General features: G+C 62.9%; 23 protein-coding genes, 1 tRNA gene and 1 pseudogene. 11 read left to right on the forward strand and 14 right to left on the reverse strand.

Features of this window, described 5'->3' with window-relative positions; genetic code table 11:
- Positions 1–10: 10 nt before the first annotated feature.
- From A9K66_RS07055 to gcl, 3 genes are all read right to left on the reverse strand, one after another.
- Positions 11–895, reverse strand: coding sequence for a 2-hydroxy-3-oxopropionate reductase (locus A9K66_RS07055; protein ID WP_066989555.1), 885 nt, complete (start codon positions 893–895; stop codon positions 11–13).
- A 195-nt stretch (positions 896–1,090) separates the two neighbouring features.
- On the reverse strand, positions 1,091–1,888 hold the full coding sequence (gene otnI / locus A9K66_RS07060) for a 2-oxo-tetronate isomerase (RefSeq protein WP_067321520.1): 798 nt from the start codon (positions 1,886–1,888) through the stop codon (positions 1,091–1,093).
- Positions 1,889–1,915: 27 nt separating this feature from the next.
- Positions 1,916–3,697: a glyoxylate carboligase gene (gene gcl / locus A9K66_RS07065; protein ID WP_067321640.1), complete on the reverse strand. Its 1,782-nt coding sequence runs from the start codon at positions 3,695–3,697 to the stop codon at positions 1,916–1,918.
- A gap of 202 nt (positions 3,698–3,899) precedes the next feature.
- On the opposite strand from gcl, the gene bhcR reads away from it, so the two are divergent.
- Positions 3,900–4,721 carry an HTH-type transcriptional regulator BhcR gene (bhcR, locus tag A9K66_RS07070; RefSeq protein ID WP_067321643.1) on the forward strand — a complete coding sequence of 274 codons (822 nt, stop codon included), beginning with the start codon at positions 3,900–3,902 and terminating at the stop codon, positions 4,719–4,721.
- A gap of 163 nt (positions 4,722–4,884) precedes the next feature.
- Positions 4,885–5,307 carry a hypothetical protein gene (locus A9K66_RS07075; RefSeq protein WP_067321523.1) on the forward strand — a complete coding sequence of 141 codons (423 nt, stop codon included), beginning with the start codon at positions 4,885–4,887 and terminating at the stop codon, positions 5,305–5,307.
- Between the two features lie 115 nt (positions 5,308–5,422).
- On the opposite strand, the gene A9K66_RS07080 is transcribed toward A9K66_RS07075, so the two are convergent.
- Entirely contained in the window at positions 5,423–5,734 is a 312-nt protein-coding gene (locus A9K66_RS07080) for a BA14K family protein (RefSeq protein ID WP_066989901.1), read from the reverse strand.
- Positions 5,735–6,018: 284 nt separating this feature from the next.
- Entirely contained in the window at positions 6,019–6,186 is a 168-nt protein-coding gene (locus A9K66_RS29150; RefSeq protein WP_082953745.1) for a hypothetical protein, read from the reverse strand.
- 151 nt (positions 6,187–6,337) lie between these two features.
- On the opposite strand from A9K66_RS29150, the gene A9K66_RS07085 reads away from it, so the two are divergent.
- Positions 6,338–6,413, forward strand: a tRNA-Thr gene (locus A9K66_RS07085).
- Between the two features lie 69 nt (positions 6,414–6,482).
- Positions 6,483–6,686 (forward strand): DUF2905 domain-containing protein, encoded by a 204-nt coding sequence (locus A9K66_RS07090; RefSeq protein WP_067321527.1) that lies wholly within the window; start codon positions 6,483–6,485, stop codon positions 6,684–6,686.
- A 56-nt stretch (positions 6,687–6,742) separates the two neighbouring features.
- Here A9K66_RS07090 and A9K66_RS07095 read toward each other — a convergent pair whose 3' ends face one another.
- The gene (locus A9K66_RS07095) at positions 6,743–7,357 is read right to left on the reverse strand and encodes a TetR/AcrR family transcriptional regulator (protein ID WP_066989542.1); all 615 of its coding nucleotides are present in this window, start codon (positions 7,355–7,357) and stop codon (positions 6,743–6,745) included.
- Positions 7,358–7,449: 92 nt separating this feature from the next.
- Between A9K66_RS07095 and A9K66_RS07100 the strand changes: the two genes are divergently transcribed.
- From A9K66_RS07100 to A9K66_RS07135, 7 genes are all read left to right on the forward strand, one after another.
- On the forward strand, positions 7,450–8,529 hold the full coding sequence (locus tag A9K66_RS07100; RefSeq protein WP_067321530.1) for a spermidine/putrescine ABC transporter substrate-binding protein: 1,080 nt from the start codon (positions 7,450–7,452) through the stop codon (positions 8,527–8,529).
- Positions 8,530–8,536: 7 nt separating this feature from the next.
- Entirely contained in the window at positions 8,537–9,382 is an 846-nt protein-coding gene (locus A9K66_RS07105; RefSeq protein WP_067321534.1) for an ABC transporter permease, read from the forward strand.
- Positions 9,383–9,384: 2 nt separating this feature from the next.
- A complete protein-coding gene (locus A9K66_RS07110; protein WP_067321537.1) occupies positions 9,385–10,167 on the forward strand; it encodes an ABC transporter permease in 783 nt (260 codons plus the stop codon).
- Positions 10,164–11,228: an ABC transporter ATP-binding protein gene (locus A9K66_RS07115; protein WP_067321540.1), complete on the forward strand. Its 1,065-nt coding sequence runs from the start codon at positions 10,164–10,166 to the stop codon at positions 11,226–11,228. The genes A9K66_RS07110 and A9K66_RS07115 overlap by 4 nt, the downstream gene beginning before the upstream one ends.
- A gap of 4 nt (positions 11,229–11,232) precedes the next feature.
- Positions 11,233–11,994: an MBL fold metallo-hydrolase gene (locus A9K66_RS07120; protein WP_067321544.1), complete on the forward strand. Its 762-nt coding sequence runs from the start codon at positions 11,233–11,235 to the stop codon at positions 11,992–11,994.
- A gap of 423 nt (positions 11,995–12,417) precedes the next feature.
- The gene (locus A9K66_RS07130; protein ID WP_067321550.1) at positions 12,418–13,191 is read left to right on the forward strand and encodes an NAD kinase; all 774 of its coding nucleotides are present in this window, start codon (positions 12,418–12,420) and stop codon (positions 13,189–13,191) included.
- A gap of 191 nt (positions 13,192–13,382) precedes the next feature.
- Positions 13,383–14,942 (forward strand): DEAD/DEAH box helicase, encoded by a 1,560-nt coding sequence (locus A9K66_RS07135; protein WP_067321553.1) that lies wholly within the window; start codon positions 13,383–13,385, stop codon positions 14,940–14,942.
- 104 nt (positions 14,943–15,046) lie between these two features.
- Here A9K66_RS07135 and A9K66_RS07140 read toward each other — a convergent pair whose 3' ends face one another.
- From A9K66_RS07140 to A9K66_RS07180, 8 genes and pseudogenes are all read right to left on the reverse strand, one after another.
- Positions 15,047–15,655 (reverse strand): hypothetical protein, encoded by a 609-nt coding sequence (locus A9K66_RS07140; RefSeq protein ID WP_067321556.1) that lies wholly within the window; start codon positions 15,653–15,655, stop codon positions 15,047–15,049.
- A gap of 246 nt (positions 15,656–15,901) precedes the next feature.
- Positions 15,902–16,552, reverse strand: a complete 651-nt coding sequence (locus A9K66_RS07145) for an OmpA family protein (protein ID WP_059184805.1) — start codon at positions 16,550–16,552, stop codon at positions 15,902–15,904.
- A gap of 100 nt (positions 16,553–16,652) precedes the next feature.
- Positions 16,653–17,021, reverse strand: a complete 369-nt coding sequence (locus A9K66_RS07150; RefSeq protein ID WP_067321559.1) for a GFA family protein — start codon at positions 17,019–17,021, stop codon at positions 16,653–16,655.
- A 166-nt stretch (positions 17,022–17,187) separates the two neighbouring features.
- The gene (locus tag A9K66_RS07155) at positions 17,188–17,565 is read right to left on the reverse strand and encodes a hypothetical protein (protein ID WP_067321646.1); all 378 of its coding nucleotides are present in this window, start codon (positions 17,563–17,565) and stop codon (positions 17,188–17,190) included.
- A 297-nt stretch (positions 17,566–17,862) separates the two neighbouring features.
- Positions 17,863–18,287, reverse strand: a pseudogene (locus A9K66_RS07160) (GFA family protein).
- 48 nt (positions 18,288–18,335) lie between these two features.
- Positions 18,336–19,467 (reverse strand): peptide chain release factor 2 gene (prfB, locus tag A9K66_RS07165; RefSeq protein WP_156751028.1). Its coding sequence is split into 2 segments (ribosomal slippage): positions 18,336–19,400 and positions 19,402–19,467, totalling 1,131 coding nucleotides; the frame shifts between segments, so codons are not numbered across the junction.
- A gap of 127 nt (positions 19,468–19,594) precedes the next feature.
- The gene (locus tag A9K66_RS07175) at positions 19,595–22,051 is read right to left on the reverse strand and encodes a penicillin-binding protein 1A (protein ID WP_067321568.1); all 2,457 of its coding nucleotides are present in this window, start codon (positions 22,049–22,051) and stop codon (positions 19,595–19,597) included.
- 230 nt (positions 22,052–22,281) lie between these two features.
- The gene (locus A9K66_RS07180) at positions 22,282–23,538 is read right to left on the reverse strand and encodes an N-acetylmuramoyl-L-alanine amidase (protein ID WP_067321571.1); all 1,257 of its coding nucleotides are present in this window, start codon (positions 23,536–23,538) and stop codon (positions 22,282–22,284) included.
- Positions 23,539–23,665 lie beyond the last annotated feature (127 nt).

The raw sequence follows: 23,665 nt of genomic DNA on the forward strand, positions 1-23,665 counted from the left end.
CTATTCGCTTCTAGGCCACTTCGTGGCCCGCCATCCGCTCCAGCGCCCTGACCAGCGCCGAGTGATCCTCCTTCGCCCCACCATTGGCGGCGCAGGAATTGAACAGTTGCTGCGTCGTCGAGGTGTTGGGGAGCGCAACGCCGAGCGCCTTGGCGCCTTCCAGCGCGAGGTTGAGGTCCTTCTGGTGCAGTTCGATGCGGAAACCGGGCGCGAAGGTGCGCTTGATCATGCGCTCGCCATGCACTTCGAGGATTCGCGAGGCGGCGAGACCGCCCATCAGGGCTTGGCGAACCTTTGCAGGATCGGCGCCGGCCTTCGAGGCGAAGACCAGGGCTTCGCCGATCGCCTCGATGGTGAGCGCCACGACGATCTGGTTGGCGACCTTGGTGGTCTGGCCGACGCCGTTCGGCCCGACCAGCGTGATGTTCTTGCCCATCTTCTCGAACACCGGCCTGGCGCGCTCGAACGCCTCTTCCTCGCCGCCAACCATGATGGTAAGCGAGGCTGCCTTGGCGCCGACCTCGCCGCCGGATACCGGCGCGTCGAGATAGTCGCAGCCGAGATCGTTGATCTTCTTGGCGAAGTCCTTGGTGGCGATCGGCGAGATCGAGCTCATGTCGATGACGAGCTTGCCTTTCGACAGAGCTGAAGCGACGCCGTTTTCGCCGAACAGCACATCCGCCACCTGCGGCGTGTCGGGCACCATGGTGATGATGATGCCGGCGGCGCTGGCCACCGCATCATGGCCGGTGACGGTCTTCAGCCCCTTGGCCGCGAGAGCGGCCGGCGGCTTCGAGCGATGGTCGCTGGCGATGACCGGGTAGCCGGCGTCGAGCAGATGCCCCGCCATCGGCGCGCCCATGATGCCGAGGCCAATGAAGCCGATGGTTTCCATTTTGCGGTCTCCTGAAGATCTTTGTCCGAATGGATCGAAGGCTGGCGCCGCCCCTCATCCGCCTGCCGGCACCTTCTCCCCGTGAAGGATGGGGAGACGGGGGACAAGCTCCAGCGCTGGCGACCCCCCTCTCCCCCGTTTTTCACGGGGAGAGGGTAAGGGTGAGGGGCAGCGCCGAGGCTGGTTGAGAAGCGCCTAAGCCGCCGCACTCCCCTGCCCGGCGAACTGCCGGAACCAGCCGAGTCCCACCTCCGTGCCGGCCTTCGGTTTGTATTCGGCGCCGATCCAGCCGGAATAGCCGAGCCGGTCGATATGGTCGTAGAGGAAGGGATAATTGATCTCGCCCGTCCCCGGCTCGTGACGGCCGGGATTGTCCGCAAGCTGGATATGCGCGATGCGGCCAAGGTTTGCCTCGATGGTACGGGCGAGATCCCCCTCCATGATCTGCATGTGATAAATGTCGTATTGCAGGAACAGGTTCTTCGAGCCGATGCGGTCGATGAGCGCCAGCGCCTGATCGGTGTAATTCAGGAAGAAGCCCGGAATGTCGCGAGTGTTGATCGGCTCGATCAGCAGCTTGATGCTGGCCTGCTCCAGCTTTTCGGCCGCGAAAGCGAGATTTTCGGCAAAGACGTTTTCCAAAGTAGTGCGATCGGCACCCTGCGGCGCGATGCCGGCGAGGCAGTTGACCTGCTCGCAGCCAAGCGCGTGCGCATAAGTGATCGCCTTGGCGACGCCCTGGCGAAATTCAGGCACGCGGTCGGGCAGCACGGCAATGCCGCGCTCGCCCTTTGCCCAGTCGCCGGCCGGCAGGTTGAAGAGAACCTGCGTCAGGCCGTTCTTCTTGAGGCGAGCGGCAACAACGTCCGGCGCATGGTCGTACGGCCCGATATATTCGACGCCCTTGAAGCCGGCGCGGGCAGCGGCATCGAAACGGTCTAGGAAATCGTGCTCCCCGAAGAGCATCGAAAGATTGGCTGAAAAACGCGGCATTCTTTTGCTCCTTCTTTCCGCCGGACTTCAATCGAGCATCACGATCGCCGTCGGCGCATCCTCGTGGCTTTCGGCAAGCTCCTCGAATTCGGTGATCTTGTCGATTTCGGTGCCCATGGAAATGTTGGTGACACGCTCGAGGATGAATTCGAGAACGACCGGGACCTGGTGTTCCTTCATCAGCCGCTCAGCCTCTTTGAAGGCGCCGGCGAACTCTTCCGGCTTGCGCACGCGAACCGCCTTGCAGCCCATCGCCTCGGCGACCGCGACATGGTCGACGCCGTAGCCGGCCTCGGGATCGTTTGCCCGGTTGACGTTCTCGAAGGCGAGGCTCACCTCGTAGTCCATCGAGAAGCCGCGCTGCGCCTGGCGGATCAGCCCGAGATAGGCGTTGTTCACGACGACGTGGATGTAAGGCAGGTTGTGCTGCGCGCCGACCGCCAGCTCTTCGATCATGAACTGGAAGTCGTAGTCGCCGGAGAGCGCGACGATGGCGCGATCGGGATCGGCGGCGCGCACGCCGAGCGCGGCAGGCAGCGTCCAGCCGAGCGGGCCTGCCTGGCCGCAATTGATCCAGTTGCGCGGCTTGTAGACATGCAGGAATTGCGCGCCGGCGATCTGCGACAGGCCGATCGTGGTCACGTAAGTCGTGTCCCGGGCAAACGCCTTGTTCATCTCCTCGTAGACGCGCTGCGGCTTCAGCGGCACCTGCTCGAAATGCGTCTTGCGCTTCATGGTCTTCTTGCGCTGCTGGCATTCCTTCGCCCAGCCCGACCAGTCGCGCAGCTTGCCGGCCGTGCGCCACTCGGTGGCGACGTCGAGCAGCATCTTCAGCGCCGCGCCCGCATCCGAGACGATGCCGAGATCCGGCGCGAAGACGCGGCCGATCTGAGTGGGCTCGATGTCGACATGGATGAATTTCTTGCCCTTGGTGTAGACGTCGACCGACCCGGTGTGGCGATTGGCCCAGCGGTTGCCGATGCCAAAGACGAAGTCGGCTTCAAGCATTGTCGCGTTGCCGTAACGGTGCGAGGTCTGCAGGCCGCACATGCCGGCCATCAGCCGGTGATCGTCGGGGATCGCGCCCCAGCCCATCAACGTCGGAATGACCGGCACGCCGGTGACTTCGGCGAACTCGATCAGCAAATCGGAAGCATCGGCGTTGATGATGCCACCGCCGGCGACGATCAGCGGCTTTTGCGCCTGGTTGAGCATTGCCAAAGCCTTTTCGGCCTGGGCGCGCGTCATTGCCGGCCTGAAGGGAACCAGCGGCTCATAGGCCTCGATGTCGAATTCGATCTCGGCAAGCTGCACATCGAGCGGCAGGTCGATCAGCACCGGGCCCGGTCGCGAGGAGCGCATCAGGTGGAACGCCTTCTGCAGCGCCATCGGCACCAGATAGGGTTCCATGACGGTGACGGCCCATTTGGCGACGGGTGCTGCGATCGAAGCGATGTCGACGGCCTGGAAATCCTCCTTGTTGAGGCGAGCGCGCGGCGCCTGCCCGGTGATGCAGAGGATGGGAATGGAATCCGCCGAGGCGGAATAGAGCCCGGTGATCATATCGGTGCCGGCCGGACCTGAGGTGCCGATGCAGAGCCCAATATTGCCGGGCTTGGCGCGGGTAAAACCTTCAGCCATGTGCGAGGCGCCCTCGACATGGCGCGCGAGAACGTGGCGGATGGTGCCGCGCGCCTTCAGCGCCGAATAGAGCGGGTTGATCGCCGCGCCCGGCACGCCGAAGGCATTGGTGATGCCTTCCTTTTCTAGAACGAGAACCGCCGCGTCGACAGCGCGCATCCTGGCCATGTTCATCCTCCACTTCGTTGGTTGGCTTCAGAATGCCAGCGCGTTCTCGATTTTTCAATTTTTCCAGAATATTTTTTCATTTCTAGAAGACTGTTGTAACTGTCTGCATTCACTGATCTTTTCCTTTTCCAGAAAATCGCCACGGGGGGCCAGTGAAAAACTTTTTCATTGTGCTCCGCGCGAAATGGCGGAGAATGCGTGCATGGAAACCACGGAAAAACGCCAACGCGGCCGGCCGCGTGCCTTCAACGGCCCGCAGGAAGCGGCTTCAGTGCAGTCGCTCGACCGCGCGCTGCGCATCCTGGCGATCGTCGCGGACGCCAGCGGCTTGTCCTTGAGCGAGATCGCGGCGCGCAGCGGCATCGCCGCCTCAACGGCCTACCGCATGCTGACGACGCTGGAGAACCACGGCATGGTCGAGTTCGACTCGACCGACCAGCTCTGGTCGATCGGCGTCGAGACCTATCGCATGGGCGCCGCCTTCCTGCGCCGCCGCAAGCTGGTCGACCGCGCCCGCATCGTGATGCAGGAACTGATGGAAAAGACCGGCGAGACCGCCAATCTGGGCGTCGCCGAAGACGATTGCGTGGTTTTCGTCAGTCAGGTCGAGACGCATCAGGCGATCCGGGCCTTCTTCCGGCCGGGCACGCGCAGTTCCTTCCATGCGTCGGGCATCGGCAAGGCGGTGCTGGCGCATCTCGAGCCGGAGCGGGTCGCCGCCATCCTGCGCAAGGCCGGCCTGCAGCGCTTCACCGACAAGACGCTCTCCGACATCTCGGCGCTGGCTCATGATCTGGCGACCATCAAGCATCGCGGCTGGTCGGTCGACGACGAGGAACGCCATCCCGGCATGCGCTGCGTCGCCGCTGCCATCTTCAACGAGTTCGGCGAGCCGATCGGCGGCGTTTCCGTGTCCGGCCCGACGGTGCGGGTGACGCCGGAGCGCCTGGCCGAGATCGGTCCGCTGGTGCGCGAGGCCGCGGCCGAGGTGACGAAGATGATCGGCGGCGTGAAAGCCTACTGACTGCGACAGTTTTTGTTTGCGCATGACCCCGGCGTCATGCGCCGGGCAGCGCGCTCTTGGCCGCCATTCCGGGACGGCCAGACTAAACGTATCGCTGTACACCCTCGGCTGCATGGGCCCTGCCGTCTTGCCGCGGCGTTCGAATGCATGCGAAAGGGCGTGGATGCGGAAAACGGTTCAACTCTTGCTCGCCGCTTCACTTTGCGGATGCGCTGCCACGACACCGGTGCCGGACTCGAACGGGCAGCGCGTCGATTCCATACCGATCTCGCTCGCCCTCGAGGAGATCATTACCGCCGGCGTCCGCCAGTACTTGAAGGATCCAGTCTCGGCGAAGTTCGGGACGATGCTTGCCGGTGAGCGGACGTTGAACGGCCGCCATGAGATCGTGGTTTGCGGCTTTGTCGACGACAAGCGCTCGGCCGGCGGCTCCAGCGACGGCAAAGCCTTCATTGCCAAGGTCAACCCGGATGCCGGAAACAGCTTCGAACTTGTCGCGATGAGCGGTGAAACGTCTAATGCCGGGCTTGCCATTGCCGGCGCCTGCCGCAGCGCGGGATTGGCGATCGAGGCCAAGACCTCCTAGCCACCAAACGAAAAAGGGGCCGCGAAGCCCCCTTTCCGGTTGCCGAGACGGTGGCTCTCCTCTGTTTACGCAATTCCGGACGGAAAACCGCTATGCGCTTTTCCTGGAATTGCTCTCAGAGGCGGCAGTAATGCGGATAGCCGTCGTAGCCGATGTAGGTGTTCGAGCCCGGATCGTAGCTGGCATAGCGGGCCATGCAGCGGCGAACATGCCAGGAACCGTGGTAGCCATCCTCGACATAGACCGTCCGCGGCTGCTGAGCGAGCAGGTTGCCCAGGACGAAGCCGCCAACGCCGGCGGCGATGCCGATGCCGAGCTCGCGGCGGTGATGATGGTCGTGAGCGGCCGAAGGCTGGACGGTGCCGGCCAGCGTGCCGGCGGCAACAGAGGTGGCGATAAGGGTCGAAACGAGCGTGCGCTTGAACATGATGATCTCCTTGGTTTCCTGACCGAGGCGATCCATCCGCCTCTTGATCATCTGTCGTTGCAGCGCGGAAAAGGTTCGAAGTTTTTTTCTGATTTTTTTGAGTGGCCGGAAGCGGCTCAAATCTTTCGGAACTGCCCCTATCCTTGATCGAGGCGACCATTCGCCTCTGGCGATCAGTTGTGGCGGAGCGGCGGCAAAAGGTACGATGGATTGGGTAAATAGTGGATGGTGAATAGCGAATGGTCCAGAAAACGCCGCCTTTCACCATTCACCATTCACTCCCCTCACCCCATTCCCGTGACGTGCCGCAGCCAGAAGGCGAGCACGATGAAGCCGATGATCGTGGTGACGCCCGTCCAGTCGATGTTGGCCTTCTTCAGATCGCTGACGGCCTTCATCAGGAGAAGCCAGGTCACGACGATGAGCGGCAGGATGATGACGAATCTGATCATGCGACACCCCGTTCGACGCGATTGCACCCGACAGAGATGTAGGAAGCGGCGCGCCTCTTTTCAGCATGCCGACTAAGCCAAGCGGTCCATTAGCAACCCAAAACGGAGTTTTGTCTTTACTGGCGCACGAAATGTGCTACCGGAGCGCCGTGCCCTTGTAGCTCAGCTGGTAGAGCAGCGGTTTTGTAAACCGAAGGTCGCGGGTTCGATCCCTGCCGGGGGCACCATCCTTCGCTCTGCCAGCTTTCGAAGCATCACTATATTCTGGCAATGCGCTATTTCCGGCAGGTGCTGCCATGTCGCGAACTCTGATCGTCATTGGCCTCAGCATAGTTGCCGCTGGCCTGCTGTGGCCATGGGTGACCAGGATCGGCCTCGGCAGGTTGCCCGGTGATATCGTGATCGAGCGCGAGAATTTCAGGCTCTACGTTCCCATCACCACGGGAATTCTGATCAGTGTGGTTCTCTCGACCATTCTGTGGCTGATCAACCGTCAGTGAGTACGTTCGGCCGCGACGCTTTGCTGAAAGCCCTCTACCTGCTCGCTCTTGATCTTCTATACGCCGATCGCAGCCACCAAGATCCGGTTCTGCCGCCTTATCGCCGCGCGCAGCTCCGGGATTTTCGCCTCGTCGCGCTTCACGAACTCGATGAACATCATGTTCATGTTGTTGAAGATCAACTCGCCCACCGCCGGGCCATCGATGTCTGACCGAACCAGGCCGATCTCCTGCAGGCGGGCGATCAGCGCCCGGATCTGTTCGGTCAAGGCGCGGTCGAGCGCGGTATAGGCCTGGCCGAAAGGGCTGTCGGGCAATTGGGTCGAGATTGCCATCGCCTGCCGCCACATCTCCTTGCTCAGGTAATTCAGCGAGTGCTCGATATAGATGCCGATCAGCCTGTCGAGCGCGTCGCCGACATCGGCCGGCGGGCTGCCGACCACGCCTTGCCCGGCATTCAGCACCTCGTTGACCTCCATAGCGACGATGGCGCCGAGGATGTCACCCTTATTCTGGTAGTAATTGTAGATCGTACCGATCGAGACCTCTGCCTGCGCAGCTATGGCCTCGATCTTGGCGCCTTCATAGCCGGCCTCACGAAAAAGCTCCGTCGCCGCATCGATGATGCGGCGGTGCCTATCCGCCTTCTGCCGTGCGCGCAATCCGCTCATATCGGCCTCTCTGCCATAAAATCATAATTGACTCAATTTTAGAATTGGTTCAACTTTTCCTCAACAAGCCAGCAAGGCAGGGAGAACACTCGATGACCGTCAATGTCCGGAATCCGCTTTCCAGCCTCAAGTCCCGTCTCGGAGCCGCCTGCGCTGCTGTGGCGCTGCTCGCTACGAGTGGCGCTCAGGCCGCCGATCTCAACGCGCTGATCTGGTGCGACCACTCCGATCCGGCGCTGCTGCAGCCCTTCGAGGAGGCCAACAACGTCAAGGTCAACGTCAAGGAATTCGAGGGCACAGGCGCAGGACTTGCGATCGTCGATCAATCGCAGCCGGGCGATTGGGACGTGATGGTGATCGATTCCATCGACGTGCCGCGCGGTGTCGAGAAAGGCCTGTTCGAGCCGCTGCCGGAGAACAAGCTGCCTTTCGCCGACCTCTTTCCGGAAGTGAAAATGGACAAGTCCACCGTGGTCGACGGCAAGCGCTACGGCATCACCGAAAAGTTCGGCTACAACACGATCGGCTACAACAAGACCAAGGTCGATCCGGCCGACATGCAGTCGCTGGCTTCGCTGACCAGCGACAAATACAAGGGCAAGATCGCGATCTACGACTATTACCTGCCGGTCATCGGCATGGCGGCTCTGGCGATCGGCAAGAAGACGGCCGACCTCACCGAGGCAGACCTGCCCGCTCTCAAGGCCGAGCTGCTCAAGATGAAGGCCAACGCCAAGCTGGTCGGGGAAGTCACCGCCAGCCAGACCGCGCTTGCGACCGGCGAGGTGGACGTCCTTGTCGGCGGCGGCGAGTGGGTAACTGCGGGGCTCGCCAAGGAAAACCCGGCGCTCGACTTCTCGATCCCCAAGGAAGGCGCGGTGCTGTGGTCGCAATCGCTTGCCATGTTCAAGGAATCCAAGAACAAGGACATGGCGCTAAAATTCATTCAGTACATCCTGAGCCCGGAAGGCCAGGCGCGCCTTGCCACCTCCTCCTGCTACTGGGGCATGCCGTCCAACAAGAAGGCAGCGCTCACCGACGAGCAGAAGAAGATCCTGCGCTTCGACGAGCAGCCCGGCTTTCTCGCCCGCGCCCAGGCCTATCCGGCGCCGAACGCCGATCTCGACAAGAAGATGCAGGACATGTGGACCGAAATGCTGCAGGCACAGTAATCGGCCGATGAGCGGTTCCGGAGGTAGCCCGCGTGCCCTGCCCTGGGCGCTGGTCACGCCGGCGCTGGCTTGGACGCTTCTGTTCTTCGTGCTGCCCTTCGTTGCCATGGGATTGTCGAGCCTGACGGCGCATGAAGGCGGCGGCTTCACTTTGGCCAATTACAGCCAGTTCTTCACCGATCCATCCTACTGGCGGGCGATGGTGAACTCGCTGCAGGTGACCGCAATCGTCACCGTGATTTCGATCGTGCTCGCCTACCCGTTCGCCTGGATCCTCGCCGAACAAGTACCGGAGCGCTGGCAGCGATTGGCACTGATGCTCGCCGTGCTGCCGTTCTGGACGTCTTACGTCGTGCGCTCCTATTCCTGGCTGCTCGTGCTGGCGCAGAACGGCGTCATCAATCGGGCGCTCACCGGCATCGGCTTGGTCGCGGAGCCGCTGCAGCTTGCGAACACTCGGTTCGCTACCGTCACCGGCTTCGTCCACTTCTTCGTCATGCTGCTGACGCTCACCATCTTCGCCAATCTGAAACAACTCAGCCCGAGCTATCGCAAGGCGGCCGCCGACCTCGGTGCCGGGCCGGTGCGGACCTTCCTGCATGTCGTGCTGCCGCTGACCCTGCCCGGTATCATGGTCGGGGCTTTCCTCACCTTCGTACTCTGCATCGGCGACTACATCACGCCGCAGATCCTCGGCGGCAACAACGAGCTGCTCATGCCGCAACTGGTCATGATGCAGATCGGCCGGCGCGGCGATTTTCCGCTGGCCTCGGCGCTTTCGATCATCCTGATGGCCGTCGTCACCGTCGCCTATCTCGCCTGCGCCCGCTGGCTGAAGATCGAGCGGGCTTGACCATGCGTGCTGCCGTCCGCCTCGCTGCCTGGCTCTACGCGATCGCCGTCTACGGCTTCATCTTCCTGCCGGTGGTCGTGCTGATACTGTTCTCGCTGCAGGCGACCTCTTTCCCCATCCCGCCTTTCACCGGCCCGTCGCTGCGCTGGTACCAGGCGGTGCTGTCCGATGCACGCCTCACCTCCGCGCTGGTCAATTCGCTGCTGGTGGCGGTGCTGTCCTCGCTCGCATCCGTCACGCTCGGCTTCCTTTCCGCCTGGGGTTTCGCGCGCTTCGTGCTGCCGGGCTCGGCCCTGCTGCGCGGGCTGATCACGCTGCCGCTCACCGTCAGCTATCTGATCATCGGCATGGGGCTGCTGGTGCTGTTCAACTGGGCCGGCGTGCCGAAATCGCTCATCGCCGCCGGCATCGGCCATGTGGTGATCAACCTGCCGCTCTGCTTCGCCATCATCTACAGCCAGATGGGCGACCACCAGATCAACATCGAGCGCGCCGCGCGCGACCTCGGCGCTCCCGAATGGAAGGTGCTGCTGATGATCACGGTGCCGGTCATGGCGCCGGCGATCTTCGCCGGCTTCTTCCTGTCGATGACCTTCTCCTGGGACGAGTTCGTCATCTCCTTCCTGCTCACCCGATTCGAGACGACGCTCCCGGTCGAGATCTGGAACCTCTTGCGCTCCGGCCTCAATCCCAAGACCAATGCCGTCGGCTCGCTGGTCTTTGCGGTTTCCATTGTGCTCGTGGTGCTGTTCGAATTGACCCTGGTGCGGAGAAAGCCGGCATGACCACCCCTTTGGTCGACATCCGCAACGTCTCGCATCGTTTCGGCCACCTTCGCGTTTTGAAGAACGTCTCGCTCGCGATCGAGCCCGGCAGCTATACGATCCTCCTCGGCCCGTCCGGCTCCGGCAAGACGACGCTGCTTTCGATCCTTGGCGGCTTCGTCACCCCCAGCGAAGGCGAGGTGTTCATTCGCGGCGCGGATTGCACCGCCGTGCCGCCGGCCAAGCGCCCGACGACGACCGTCTTCCAGGACTACGCGCTGTTCCCGCATATGAGCGTCGGTAAGAATGTCGGCTTCGGGCTGCGCATGCAGGGCGTCGATGGCGCGACGCGGACGGCAAAGGCACGCGAAGCGCTCGCCCTCGTCGGGCTTGCAGACTCCTCCGACAAGAAGCCGCACCAGCTCTCCGGTGGCCAGCGCCAGCGCGTCGCGCTGGCGCGCGCGCTGGTCATCGAGCCGGCGGTGCTGTTGCTCGACGAGCCGCTCGGCGCGCTGGATCTTAAGCTGCGCCGGCAGATGCAGGACGAGTTGAAAGCGATCCAGAAGCGGGTCGGCACCGCTTTCGTCCATGTCACGCACGACCAGGAAGAAGCGATGGCGCTGGCCGACCATTGCGTGGTGATGAATGATGGGCGCATCGAGGACGAAGGCGCGCCCGAGCGGGTCTATGCGCGGCCGAAGACTCGCTTCTCGGCGACCTTCATGGGCGAAAGCACGATTCTCGCAGGCAAAGCCGGCGAAACGCAGGATGGACGCGTCGAAGTCGCGACCAGGCTCGGGCCGATCTCGCTGCCCGGCACTGCGCCGGCTGGCGCGGCTGTGGCGCTTGCCATCCGGCCCGAGCACCTCATCCTTGCGGGAGCGAAAGGCGACGTCGCGCTCGGCACCGCCAAAGTGAGCGACGTCGTTTTCCAAGGGAGCTTCAAGCGGGTGCTCGCCACCTCGGCGCAGGATCCTACATTGCAGTTCATCGCCAAGGCACCAGCTCCCGCGACCGTCCAGGCCGGCGACACGGTCGCGGTTTCATGCAATGCTCAAGACATCATCCTGCTGGCGGACTGATCCAATGAGCATGCTTCCGGTCATCGAGGCTCCGGACTGGTACGAGGCCATCCGCATGGGCGACGACGTCACGCTCATCCATGAGCCATGGATAAAGCCGTTCTTCCGCTGCAACATCTGGCATGTGCGCGGCCGCGACCGCGATCTTTTGTTCGATACCGGCCTCGGCCATGTCAGCCTGCGGCGCCATGTGCCGCTGGTCACCGAACGCAAGCTTGTCTGCGTCGCCAGCCACACGCATTTCGACCACATCGGCTGCCACCACGAATTTCCGGATCGCTGCGTGCATTCGGCTGAAGCCCAGATCCTCGCGGATCCGCGCAACGAGTGGACGGTCGCCGACCGCTACGCGACAGACGAGATGTTCGACGGCATGCCCGACGGATGGGATACGGCCAGCTACCGCATCCCGCCTGCGCCGGCCAACCGGCTGCTTGAGCATGGCGACGTTGTCGATCTCGGCGATCGTGCCTTCGAGGTCATCCACACGCCTGGCCACTCACCCGGCGGCATCGCGCTCTACGAGCGAAAGACCCGCATCCTCTTGTCCGGCGACATCGTCTATGACGGGCCGCTGATCGACGACGTCTACCACTCCGATATTGGCGACTATGTCGAAACGCTGCTTGCCATGCGCGACCTCGACGTCTCGGTTGTGCATGGCGGTCATTTCCCGAGCTTCGGCAAGGTGTGCTACCGCCAGGTGATCGACGAGTATCTTTCGCAGAAGCGCCAGGCGGGCTGTCACCTGCTGCAGAACCGCTAGCGCTCTAAAGCGCCCTTTGCGGACAGGGCATCCCGGCGGCGTCGCCGCAGCGGGAGGCCGTCGGATGCGGCCGCTGGCTCATCTCCTCCGAGTGGCGCACAAGCTCGGCGAACATGAGGGCGAAACTTCCCATCATCAGGAAGACTATTATCAGACGCGTCACCGGCAATAGACAGGTCTCTCGACTGGCCAGCCCCCGCCAACCCATCCACTGCCGGCTAACATGATCGATCCGGCTTTACGAGTGTTTAAGCCTGGTCTTAACCATTTGCAGCCATCACATTCGTTGCATGGCTGTCACGAAGCGCGAGCGCCAACGCCTATCCGCCTGGCGGCGCGCACCGCCCTTTGCAGATGCGGTCGGCGCATGCTACGCCGTCGCCTGCGCGACCGGCAGGCGGTAGCGGTCGCCGTTCGGGATCCATGAGCAAAGAAACCAGCCGTTTCGCCTTCGTCTCTTCCGACACCGACGACGCCCGCGCGGCGCTGGAAACCTTGTCGGCGCGCTATGGGCAAATACCAGTCGCCGAGGCGGAGATCATCATCGCGCTCGGCGGTGACGGCTTCCTGCTGCAGACGCTGCGCGACACGATGAGCACGGGCAAGAAGGTCTACGGGATGAACCGTGGCACCATCGGCTTCCTGATGAACGAATATCGCGCCGGCGGTCTCGATGAACGCATTTCGAAAGCGGTATCCGAGACGATCCGCCCACTGGAAATGCAGGCGGTGACTCACGAGGGCGAAACGATCTCGGCGCTGGCGATCAACGAAGTGGCGCTTTGGCGCCAGTCCTATCAGACGGCGAAAATACGCATCACCGTCGACGAGCAGGTGCGGCTGGAGGAATTGAACTGCGACGGCGTCATGATCGCGACGCCCGCTGGTTCGACAGCCTACAATCTGTCGGCGCACGGACCGATCCTTCCGCTCGACGCGCCGCTTTTGGCGCTGACGCCGGTGAGTCCCTTCCGGCCCCGGCGCTGGCGCGGCGCGCTGCTCTCCAACAAAGCGATCGTGCGCTTCGACATATTGGAGTCGGAAAAGCGCCCGGTAAACGCAGCCGCCGACCACACCGAGGTCAAGGCGATCGCCTCTGTCACGGTGCGGGAATCGCCGACCGCGACGGCGACGTTGCTGTTCGATCCCAATCATTCATGGAACGAGCGTATTCTTGCCGAGCAATTCCGCTATTGAGCCGGTAGAAGACAATAACCCCGATTAAGCATCGCAATTAAGGTTACGTGTTCACAATCCGCCGGATTCCCGGCCGTTTCTGTTGACAAATCGCGGACTTGCGCCTAACTGCAACCCGATCTTGCAGGCGCGCGGCGCCCGCCGCAACGCGTGTTGCGATTTTTCCCGAACCAGCCAAAGACAGCCACAACTTGTCCGCAGACACTCAGACCGCTCAAGAAGCGTTGACGTTCACAGACCTCGGCCTGTCGCCGAAGGTCCTCTCCGCAGTCACCGATGCCGGCTACACCAAGCCTACCCCGATCCAGTCCGGCGCCATTCCGCATGCGCTGCTTGGCAAGGATGTGTTGGGCATTGCCCAGACAGGCACCGGCAAGACCGCTTCCTTCGTGCTGCCGATGCTGACCCGGCTGGAAAAGGGCCGTGCGCGTGCCCGCATGCCGCGCACGCTGATCCTCGAGCCGACACGCGAGCTCGCCGCCCAGGTCGAGGAAAACTTCGTCAAATACGGCAAGAACCACAAGCTCAACATCGCGCTGCTGATCGGCGGCGTCTCCTTCGAGGAGCAGGACAAGAAGCTGGAGCGCGGCGCCGATGTGCTGATCGCCACGCCCGGCCGGCTGCTCGACCACCGCGAGCGCGGCAAGCTCTTGCTCAACGGCGTCGAGATCCTCGTCATCGACGAGGCCGACCGTATGCTCGATATGGGCTTCATCCCGGATATCGAGCGCATCTGCGAGATGATCCCGTTCACGCGCCAGACCTTGTTCTTCTCGGCGACCATGCCGCCGGAAATCACCAAGCTCACCGAGAAATTCCTGCATGCGCCGGTGCGCGTCGAGGTATCCAGAGCCGCTTCCACCGCGACCAGCATCACGCAGCGCCTGGTGAAGTCAGGCTCCAAGCCGTGGGACAAGCGCGAGACGCTTCGCAATCTCATGCGGGCCGAAGAGTCCGATCTGAAGAACGCCATCATCTTCTGCAACCGCAAGGTCGAAGTGTCGGAGCTTTTCCGCTCGCTGCTGAAGCATGATTTCGACGCCGGCGCGCTGCATGGCGACATGGATCAGCGCGCCCGCATGCAGATGCTTGCCAATTTCCGCGATGGCAAGCTGCGTTACCTCGTCGCCTCGGACGTCGCCGCCCGCGGCCTCGATATTCCAGACGTCAGCCACGTCTTCAACTACGACGTGCCGATCCATGCAGAGGATTATGTCCACCGTATCGGGCGCACCGGCCGGGCCGGCCGCTCCGGAAAATCCTTCACCATCGCGACGCGCTCCGACACCAAATATGTCGACGCCATCGAAAAGCTGATTGGCACCAAGATCGAATGGCATGACGGCGACCTGTCAACGGTCGCCGAGAGCGAAGGCGAAGAAGCGCCTCGCCGTGGCCGCGGCGCGCCGCGGCGCGCCGGTCGCAAGGACGAGGACCGCAAGAGCCGTGGCGAGCGCAAGAAAAGCGCGGACCGCCACGCCAGGCACAGCGACGACGAGACGCCGGAGACACCACGCGAAGAGCAGCCGGTGGCCGAGATTGCCGATATTGCCGAGCGCCGCGCCCGCAAGGATGCGATCCGTTCCGAGAACGACCGCAAGGGTTCCGACAACCGCAACGAGCAGCGCGGGGCTTCCCGTCCTCAGCGCGACCACAGCCGCCCTGGCCGCCACCGCCATGAAGAGGACGACGCGACCGTCGGCTTCGGCGATGACGTGCCCGCCTTCATGCGCATCGTCGCGAAGGTCTGACCTCAATACCGCGTCGGCAACAACGAGGCGGCCCCGAATGGGGCCGTTCCTCTACTGCCGTTTCGAAGGATACAAGCGCTTTGCCGGGATTGTCCTGCTGCCGCTTACATCGGGCCGGGCATCATCTTGGTCGGCTTCTCCAGCATCGGGAACTCGGCGTCGCTGCATTTCACCTTCGGATTCGTCGGGCTGAACATGCCGTTCGGATTGTCCCTGAACAGCCAGGCGTGAAGATCGTAATGGACGAACTCCTTCGGGATGAGCGGATAATGCCCCTCCATCGGACCCATGAATTTCTGGCCGAATAGGCTCGGTGGTTCCTTGACATCCGGCGTCAAGGGCACCAGCCATTCTACGGCGACCAGCTTCAAGCCTTTCTTGGTCGGTTCGTAAATGAGCACGTTGGGCTTCATCGGGTCGAGCTTCTGGCCGACGCTCGGAACGTTGACGAAATGGATGCCCATGGCGCCCTTCGGATATTCCATCGTGCCCGGAATCTTCTCGCCCGAGTAATAGACGCAGCCGACGGTCGACAGATAGAGGTCGCGAACGGCGGCCGTGTAGTCCTCATATTTGGCCAGCGATTTTTTCAGAGCTTCGATGTCGGCCTTGTTGGCGTCTTCGGCTCGGGCCGTGTCGGCTCCAACCCATGCGCCCAAGAGCCCAGTTAAAACGAGGACGCCGCAGCGCCCAAGGCGAGTCGTTCTTGTCATGCATTCCTCCCAGATTCTTGAACTGGCCGTGCAAGACCGAGGCGGAAAAATGCTGATTGCGCGGCCGGTTGTACCGCCTCGTCCCCGCTGGACAGCGTCGATGCTAGTCCTTTCCAAGGCGATGGAAAGGCATCAATTAGAACTAGCTAAGGCCCCGATGCCTTTTCCCATCTCGAGGTCAAAAACAAAACGGCCCTCGCGGGGCCGTTTTGCATAGTAGAGTAGTTCTCCTGGCAGCAGCTTCTATCAGGTCAGCGGCGACAGCTGGATCTCGACGCGACGGTTCTGGGCGCGACCGGCAGCCGTCGCGTTGGAAGCAACCGGACGTGTCTTGCCGAAGCCGGTGACGGCGAAGCGGCGGGAATCGACGCCCTGGCCCGACAGGTAGTTGGCGACGGCCAGCGCACGGCGCTGCGACAGGTCGAAATTGTGCTCGTCGCCGCCGGTCGAGTCGGTGTGGCCGAAGACGTCGACGGTCGTCTGGCGGAACTTGTTTAGCACCAGCGCCACCGAGTTCAGCACCGGGTAGAAGCCCGGCTTCACCGCGTCCTGGTCGACGTTGAAGGTGATGTCGGACGGCATGTTGAGAATGATCTGGTCGCCGCTGCGGGTGACGCTGACGCCGGTGCCCTGCAACTGACGGCGAAGCTCAGCCTCGTTCTGGTCCATCGTCGCGCCGATCGCGCCGCCGGCAAGGGCGCCGATGCCCGCACCGATCAGCGCGTTGCGGCGGTCGTTGCCGCCGGCCAGCAGACCAAGGCTGGCACCCGCCAAAGCGCCAAGGCCGGCGCCGGCCGCGGTGTTGGAGATCTTCTGGTCGCCGGTATACGGATCGGTGGTGGTGCAGGCGCTCACGAGCACAGCCGTCGCCACGACGACGAGCACGGTCTTCTTCATAAGATTGTCCCTCTCCAAATCGCGGCCGTTGCAGCCGCGCCAAATCAGCCCTTCCGCACGCGTTGTACCATGAATTGCGGCAAAAAGCGGAACGGCAAAGCTACCAGAGGTTCTTGCCGTCGATCACCACCACTTCGACCCTGTCCAGGTCGAAGTCGTCGAACAGGCGAGAGTTGACGCTGATCCTCGGGTTGTCGAAGTCGGGCTGGCCCGTCGACCAGTCCGGCGTTTCGGTGAAGGTGCCGCAGCCGCAGGTCGAGCAGAAACCATGCTTTATGGTTTTCGAGCCCCAGCGGTAGAAGGAGACGTTCTCAGGCGGGCTGGTGAGCTTGAATTGCGACGGGACGTAATAGGCCCAGAGCGACCCGCGCTTGGAGCAGAATGAGCACGTGCATTGCGTCACCGTCTGCGGCGCCTCGGAGACTTCGAAAGTCGTGGCCTTGCAGTGGCAGCTTCCCTTGATGATCATGGATCTCTCCGTTGTCCGCCGCCCCCCGCACAGTTCCGTGCGGAAGACGCCGCGGAACTTCCGTGGCAGCAAGGCAACATAAACAAGTGGTCCTGACAACCGTTCGTCAGCAGGCGCGGCAGCGCCCGGTCGAGAGCTCACATGGCACTGCCTGGCCGCGGCAATCCTAGTAAGAGGGCGGCGGCACGAACAGGCAGATGGTCTTGCCGGCGTCCAATCCGGCCTGGTGCGCGCACCAGTGATATTCGCCATCAGGCGAATCCTTGACCCGCTTGTCGCTGTAGGCGACCACCTCGCCCGTGCCTTTTATCACATAGCCTTCCGGCCGCTCGCCGATCGATGTCTGTGGCACCTCCTTGCAGTCGTAGTTGGCGCAGCAGGCAAAGGGATAGCTCCAGGCTTGCGGAAGCATCGCCGTAGGTTTGGCGTCGTGCGCGACGGCAGTAGCGGTCAGCATCATGGTCCCGAAGGTGGCGAACAGGGAAAACAGGAGCCGGCCGGCCGGGCGAACGGCTCGGGCCGATCTTGACTTGGCAGCAGACATCGAAGCGTTCCTTTCGAGCATCAAGCGTTTTGTCGCTTGCCCGTTCCCGGAACGTGTCTTCCCAGTGGCCGGATCGTCAGTCGCAGATATGCCGCGTCCGGCCATACATGCTTCTATACCCAGCCGAATGCTGGGCTGATTCCTTGGCCGGCGCAAGAACCGGGCGTGCCCTCGGAATCGCACCGGGGTTCAGCAGCGGCCGCAGCAAAGGGTGCGCCGACTTGGTTAACAATAACTACGACAAGCCTGCGACCAGGGTGCCTAAGAACGAAATTCTGCCGACGGAAGTTCCGGCCGTCAGCCGGTGACATGTTCACGATATTGCGGCAGGTCGTCCGTAATCGTGAACCATGGCGCCTTGGAACCGACGAAGATATGTGCATTTGGGCGAATGCCCGGATTGTCCATAAGCGTCCCCATGGCAACATGCACGTAGGCACCCGCGCGCACCAAGGAGTAGAGCAAGGAGCCGCACTGCCCGCAATGCGCGTCGTGGCCGCCGGCATCGCCATAGATCAGCAGCCTGTCGTCGCCCGCGGTGAGATGAACTTGTCGCGCGCGATGCCGGCAATGGGCTTGAAAGCCGACCCTGTGGTACGGCGGCAGTTCGAGCAATGGCAATTCACCGCGTAGGCGAATTCATCGGTCACCTCGTAGCGGACGGTGCCGCAGAAGCATTGCCCGGCAAGCGTACGAGCACCTGCCTTTTCCGGATCTGCCAAGGTCTCACCCCCTGCCAGCCGCCACCCGGCGGAAAGTTTTCGGAATACCTAGTCGAGGTCCGCCATCGCCTCACCTGCACCGCCCTCGATGCGATGCGACAGCGAGGCCTCCATGAATTCGTCGAGATCGCCGTCGAGCACGCTTGACGGGTTGGTGTTTTCGACGCCGGTGCGCAGATCCTTCACCAGCTGATAGGGTTGGAGGACGTAAGAACGGATCTGGTGGCCCCAGCCGATATCGCTCTTCGACGCCTCGGTGGCGTTCGCCACGGCCTCGCGCTTTTTCAGCTCTTCCTCGTAGAGCCGCGAGCGCAGCATCTCCCAGGCCTTGGCCCGGTTCTTGTGCTGCGAGCGTTCGGCTTGGCAAGCAACTGCGATGCCGGTCGCGAGGTGGGTGATACGCACCGCCGAGTCGGTGGTGTTGACGTGCTGGCCGCCCGACCCGGATGAACGGTAGGTGTCGATGCGCACGTCGGATTCCGAAACGTTGATCTCGATCGTGTCGTCGATGACGGGATAGACCCAGACGCTGGCGAAGGAGGTGTGGCGGCGCGCATTGCTGTCGTAGGGCGAGATGCGCACCAGGCGGTGAACGCCAGATTCCGTCTTCAGCCAGCCATAGGCGTTGTGCCCCTTGATGAGCACAGTGGCCGACTTGATGCCGGCCTCTTCGCCTTCATGGACTTCCAGCACCTCAACCTTGAAGCGGCGCCGCTCGGCCCAGCGCGTGTACATGCGCAAGAGCATCGACGCCCAGTCCTGGCTCTCGGTGCCGCCGGCGCCGGCATGGATTTCAAGATAGGTGTCGTTGGCGTCCGCCTCGCCCGACAGCAGGGTCTCGACCTGACGGGCCTTGGCCTCGCCCTGCATCGAACGCAGCGCCGCTTCGGCTTCGGCGACGACGCCCTCGTCGCCCTCTTCCTCGCCGAGTTCGATCAGGCCGATATTGTCCTCGAGCGCCTGGGTCAGCCCTTTGACCGCCGCGATCCCCTCATCGAGGCTCTGGCGCTCCCGCATCAGCTTCTGCGCTTCCGCGGGGTCGTTCCAGAGGCCGGAATCCTCCGCGCGCGAGTTCAGATATTCAAGCCGCTTGAGGGCCGGATCCCAGTCAAAGATGCCTCCTCAGCAGGGTTATCGCCTGCCTGATCTCGTCGACAATGTTCTGCGTTTCCGCGCGCATGGCTCTTCGTTCTGTCCTGTACTTGTCGTTTTTTTCGGAATCGGCGCGATACATAGGCACGGCACCGCCGCCTGTAAAGCGAAATGGGCCGGCGTTGAGCTGCCGGCCCATTCAAAACCTGGGGAAGTCAGTAAAGGCCGCCGCCACCGTCCTGGATGGCCTGATTGGCCTGCGGCGACAGCGCGCCGCCGGCACCATTGGAGCCGTCCGCGCCCATGCCGATGACCCAATAGCTGTCGGCCGGGCCGGTGCCGGGCTTGAACGCCTCGATGATGGTGTTGGGGTCGCCTTCGGCCGCGCGCATGCCGGTCTTGCGGTTGATGGCGATCAGCTTCATGCCTTCCGGAACCTGGAAGTCGACATTGGGCGTGCCGTCGAGCGCGACGCGCATGAAGTCCTTGAAGATCGGCGCGGCGAGGCCACCACCCGTGGCCCCCTTGCCCAGGCCGCGCGGCGTATCGTAGCCCATATAGAGGCCGACGACGAGGTTCGGCGTGAAGCCGATGAACCAGGCGTCCTTCTCGTCATTGGTGGTTCCGGTCTTGCCGGCGATATGGCGGCCGAGCTCGGCGATGGTGGCGCCGGTGCCGCGCTGCACCACGCCCTCCATCATGGAGGTGATCTGGTAGGCGGTCATCGGATCGAGCACCTGCTCGGAATTGTCGACCAGTTCCGGCTCGGGTTGGTTCTTCCATTCGGCGGCGTTGCAGCCCTCGCAGCCGCGTTCGTCCTGCTTGAACACGGTCTTGCCGTAGCGATCCTGGATGCGGTCGATCAGCGACGGTTTGATCGACTTGCCGCCATTGGCCATGATCGAATAGGCCGACACCATGCGCATGACCGTCGTCTCGCCGGAGCCCAGAGCCATCGGCAGATAGGGCGCAAGATGATCGTAAACGCCGAAACGCTCGGCATATTCGACGACCAGCTTCATGCCCATGTCGTTGGCCAGCCGCACCGTCATCAGGTTGCGCGACTTCTCGATGCCCGAGCGCAAGGTGGCCGGGCCGGCGGCCGTGCCGTCATAGTTCTTCGGCGTCCAGGTCGTGTTGCCGCTCTGGATGGTGATCGGCCCGTCCATGATCACGGAAGCCGGCGTGTAGCCGTTGTCGAGCGCCGCCGAATAGACGATCGGCTTGAACGAGGAGCCCGGCTGGCGCATCGCCTGGGTAGCGCGGTTGAACTCCGACTGCGCGTAGGAGAAGCCGCCGACCATGGCCAACACACGCCCGGTATGCGGGTCCATGGCTACCAGACCGCCTTCGACCTCGGGCACCTGGCGCAGGCTATAGGCGTTGTCGGATCCCTCGTTCTTCTGCACGAAGATGACGTCGCCGGGTTCAAGCACTTCCGCCGGAGATTTCGCCCGGACGGACTTGCCGTTGACGAAATGGCGCATGGCAAAGCCCATGTCGTCCTTGCTGACTGTTCCCTCGACGCGGTCCTTGACGAGGTCGCCGGAGACCTGGCGCGCCGGCTGAATGCCGATCGTCAGCCCGTCGGCAGAACTGTCAAGCACGACGGCGAGCGTCCACTCCGGCACGTCCTCCAGCCCCTTGACCGCGCCGAGCGGCACGCCCCAGTCGCCGGAAACGTCGATATGGGTCACCGGTCCGCGATAGCCGCGCAGCGTATCGTATTTCAGCAATCCGTTCTGCATCGCCTTGCGGGCGATGAGCTGGATTTTCGGATCGAGCGTGGTGCGCACCGACAGGCCGCCCTCATAGAGCGCATTCTCGCCGTAGCGGGCGATGATCTGGCGGCGCACCTCCTCGGTGAAATACTCGCCCGCGAACAGGTAGGAGCCGTTGCGGCGCGGCTTCACGCCGAGCGGCTCGGCCTTGGCCTTGTCGCCCTCCTCGCGCGTGACGTAGCCGTTCTCGACCATCTGATCGATGACCCAATTGCGGCGCCCGATCGCCCGGTCGGCATGCTTGAAGGGATGATAGTTGTTGGGGCCCTTGGGCAGCGAAGCAAGGTAAGCGGCTTCAGCGACGGTGAGTTCGTTGACCGACTTGTCGAAATAGGTCAGCGCGGCGCCGGCCACGCCATAGGCGCCGAAGCCGAAGAAGATCTCGTTGAGATAGAGCTCGAGGATGCGGTCCTTCGAATAGGCCTGTTCGATGCGGAAGGCCAGGATCATCTCTTTGATCTTGCGCTCGTAGGTCTGGTCGGAGGTCAGCAGGAAGTTCTTTGCAACCTGCTGCGTGATCGTCGAGGCGCCGACCTGACGCCTGCCGGAGCCGAAATTCTGCAGATTGACGATGATGGCGCGGCCGAGGCCGGTGATGTCGATGCCCGGATGGTTATAGAAGTTCTTGTCCTCGGCCGACATGAAGGCTGCCTTGACGCGGTCCGGGATCGCCTGGATCGGCAGATAAAGGCGCCGCTCGCGAGCATATTCGGCCATCAGCGAGCCATCCGAGGCATGGATGCGCGTCGTCACCGGCGGCTCATATTTGGCCAGAACCTCGTAGTCGGGCAGATCCTTCGTCAGATGGCCGATGTAGATGGCAAGGCCCGCAGCGACCAGCAGCGCCAGCGTCGTGCCGATGCCGAAGAAATAGCCGATGAGACGAATCATGCCCGCTCCAGTCCGAGGTTCGGGATTTCCTAAACGAAGCCGACAGTCGCGCAAGCTTCAGGGGCGGTCCCAATCCGCAATGGAAACCCATTGTCGCGACCATGTGGACAAAATACGGCAGCACGAAGTTTCAGGAACTCAGTCCGCCAAATAATAACGCCACGTGTTGTCGTCGCGCAACGCTGCTTGCGGTTGTAGGACGGCTCAAGGTTGTGGGCAGGTGGGTCCCGTCAGCCCCCGGCCCTGGCTCCCGCTTTCGCTGCGGCAAACAGGGCAACGGCATTGGTTATGCTCTGAGCCGCCTTGCCGCGCCAGTCGGCGCTGAGCAATTGCGCCTCGTCCTTGCTGTTGGAGAGGTAACCAAGCTCGACCAGAACCGAGGGCACGTCGGGCGCCTTCAGCACCTTGAAGCCGGCCGAGCGCTGCGGATTGTTGATCAGACCGACGCTGGTCGACAACTGGCCGACCAGCGTGTGCGCAAAGCTCATCGAAAATCCGTGGGTCTCGCGGCGGATCAGGTCGATCAGGATGTCGGTGACCTCCTTGTTGTCGTCCTCGATCTTCAGACCGGCGAACTGGTCGGACAGGTTTTCGCGATCGGCGAGCGCCTGTGCCTCGGGATCGGAGGCCTTGTCCGAGAGCGTGTAGACCGTGGCGCCGCGGAGTCCCTTCACTGCGATCGTATCGGCATGGATGGAGATCAACAGATCGGCTTCGTGCTGGCGAGCGATGCGCACGCGCTCGTCGAGCGGCAGGTATACGTCACTGTCCCGCGTCATATAGACATCATAGCTGCCGACCGCGGCCAGCTTGTCACGCAATTCTGTGGCAAAGGCGAGCGTGACGTTCTTCTCGACCGTGCCGCCGGCGCTCTCCGCGCCGCCGTCGACGCCGCCATGACCCGGATCGATGACCACTGTGAAGCGGTGCCCAGGCGCCGAAATCGGCCCGGTCCCGACACGGCCGCCCTTATCGGTGGAAACGGTCGAGCCGGTCGTCAGCGATTGGTTGGCCAAAGCCTCGTCGAATTCCCTTTCCGATGCGGCCGACATGTCGATGGCCACGCGATAGCCGCTGCCATCGTCATTCTTCAGCACCTCGAGCTTGTCGACGGCAAACGGTCCTTTGCCGGTGAGGATCAGCCGCGAGCCTTTGCCCTGATCGCCGTAGCGAACGGCGCGCACCAGCCCGCGCGGCTTCACGTCCTTGGCGTTGAGGGCGAATCGCGTGCGCGGCAGATCGACCACAAGGCGGCTGGGACCGCGCAGCAGGAACCACTTCACGTCCGGTTCTCTGTCGAAGCTCACGACGATGCGCATCTTGGTGGCATCGCCGGCCATCTTGTAGCCGGTGGCGCCAAGCGACCCGTCGGCCCGCGAGGCGGCGGTCAGGCCAAGCAGGATCACCAGCAGGAAAACAGCCCTTGCCATGAGCCGCAGATGCCCGGCGGCGCCACGCTCCTTGTCTGCGGTGCCTGCCAGTCCCATCTCTATTCCAGTCGCTCCCCGTTAGGCGCCTCGCGCCGGCCTGTTTGGCAGAACGGCCTGTCTGGCGGCCAACCCGATTAACGATTGGTATCCAGAGAAGGTTAACCAAGCCTTTTCATGCAGCAGG

This window comes from Mesorhizobium sp. AA23 (assembly GCF_001672435.1).
Lineage (GTDB): Bacteria > Pseudomonadota > Alphaproteobacteria > Rhizobiales > Rhizobiaceae > Mesorhizobium.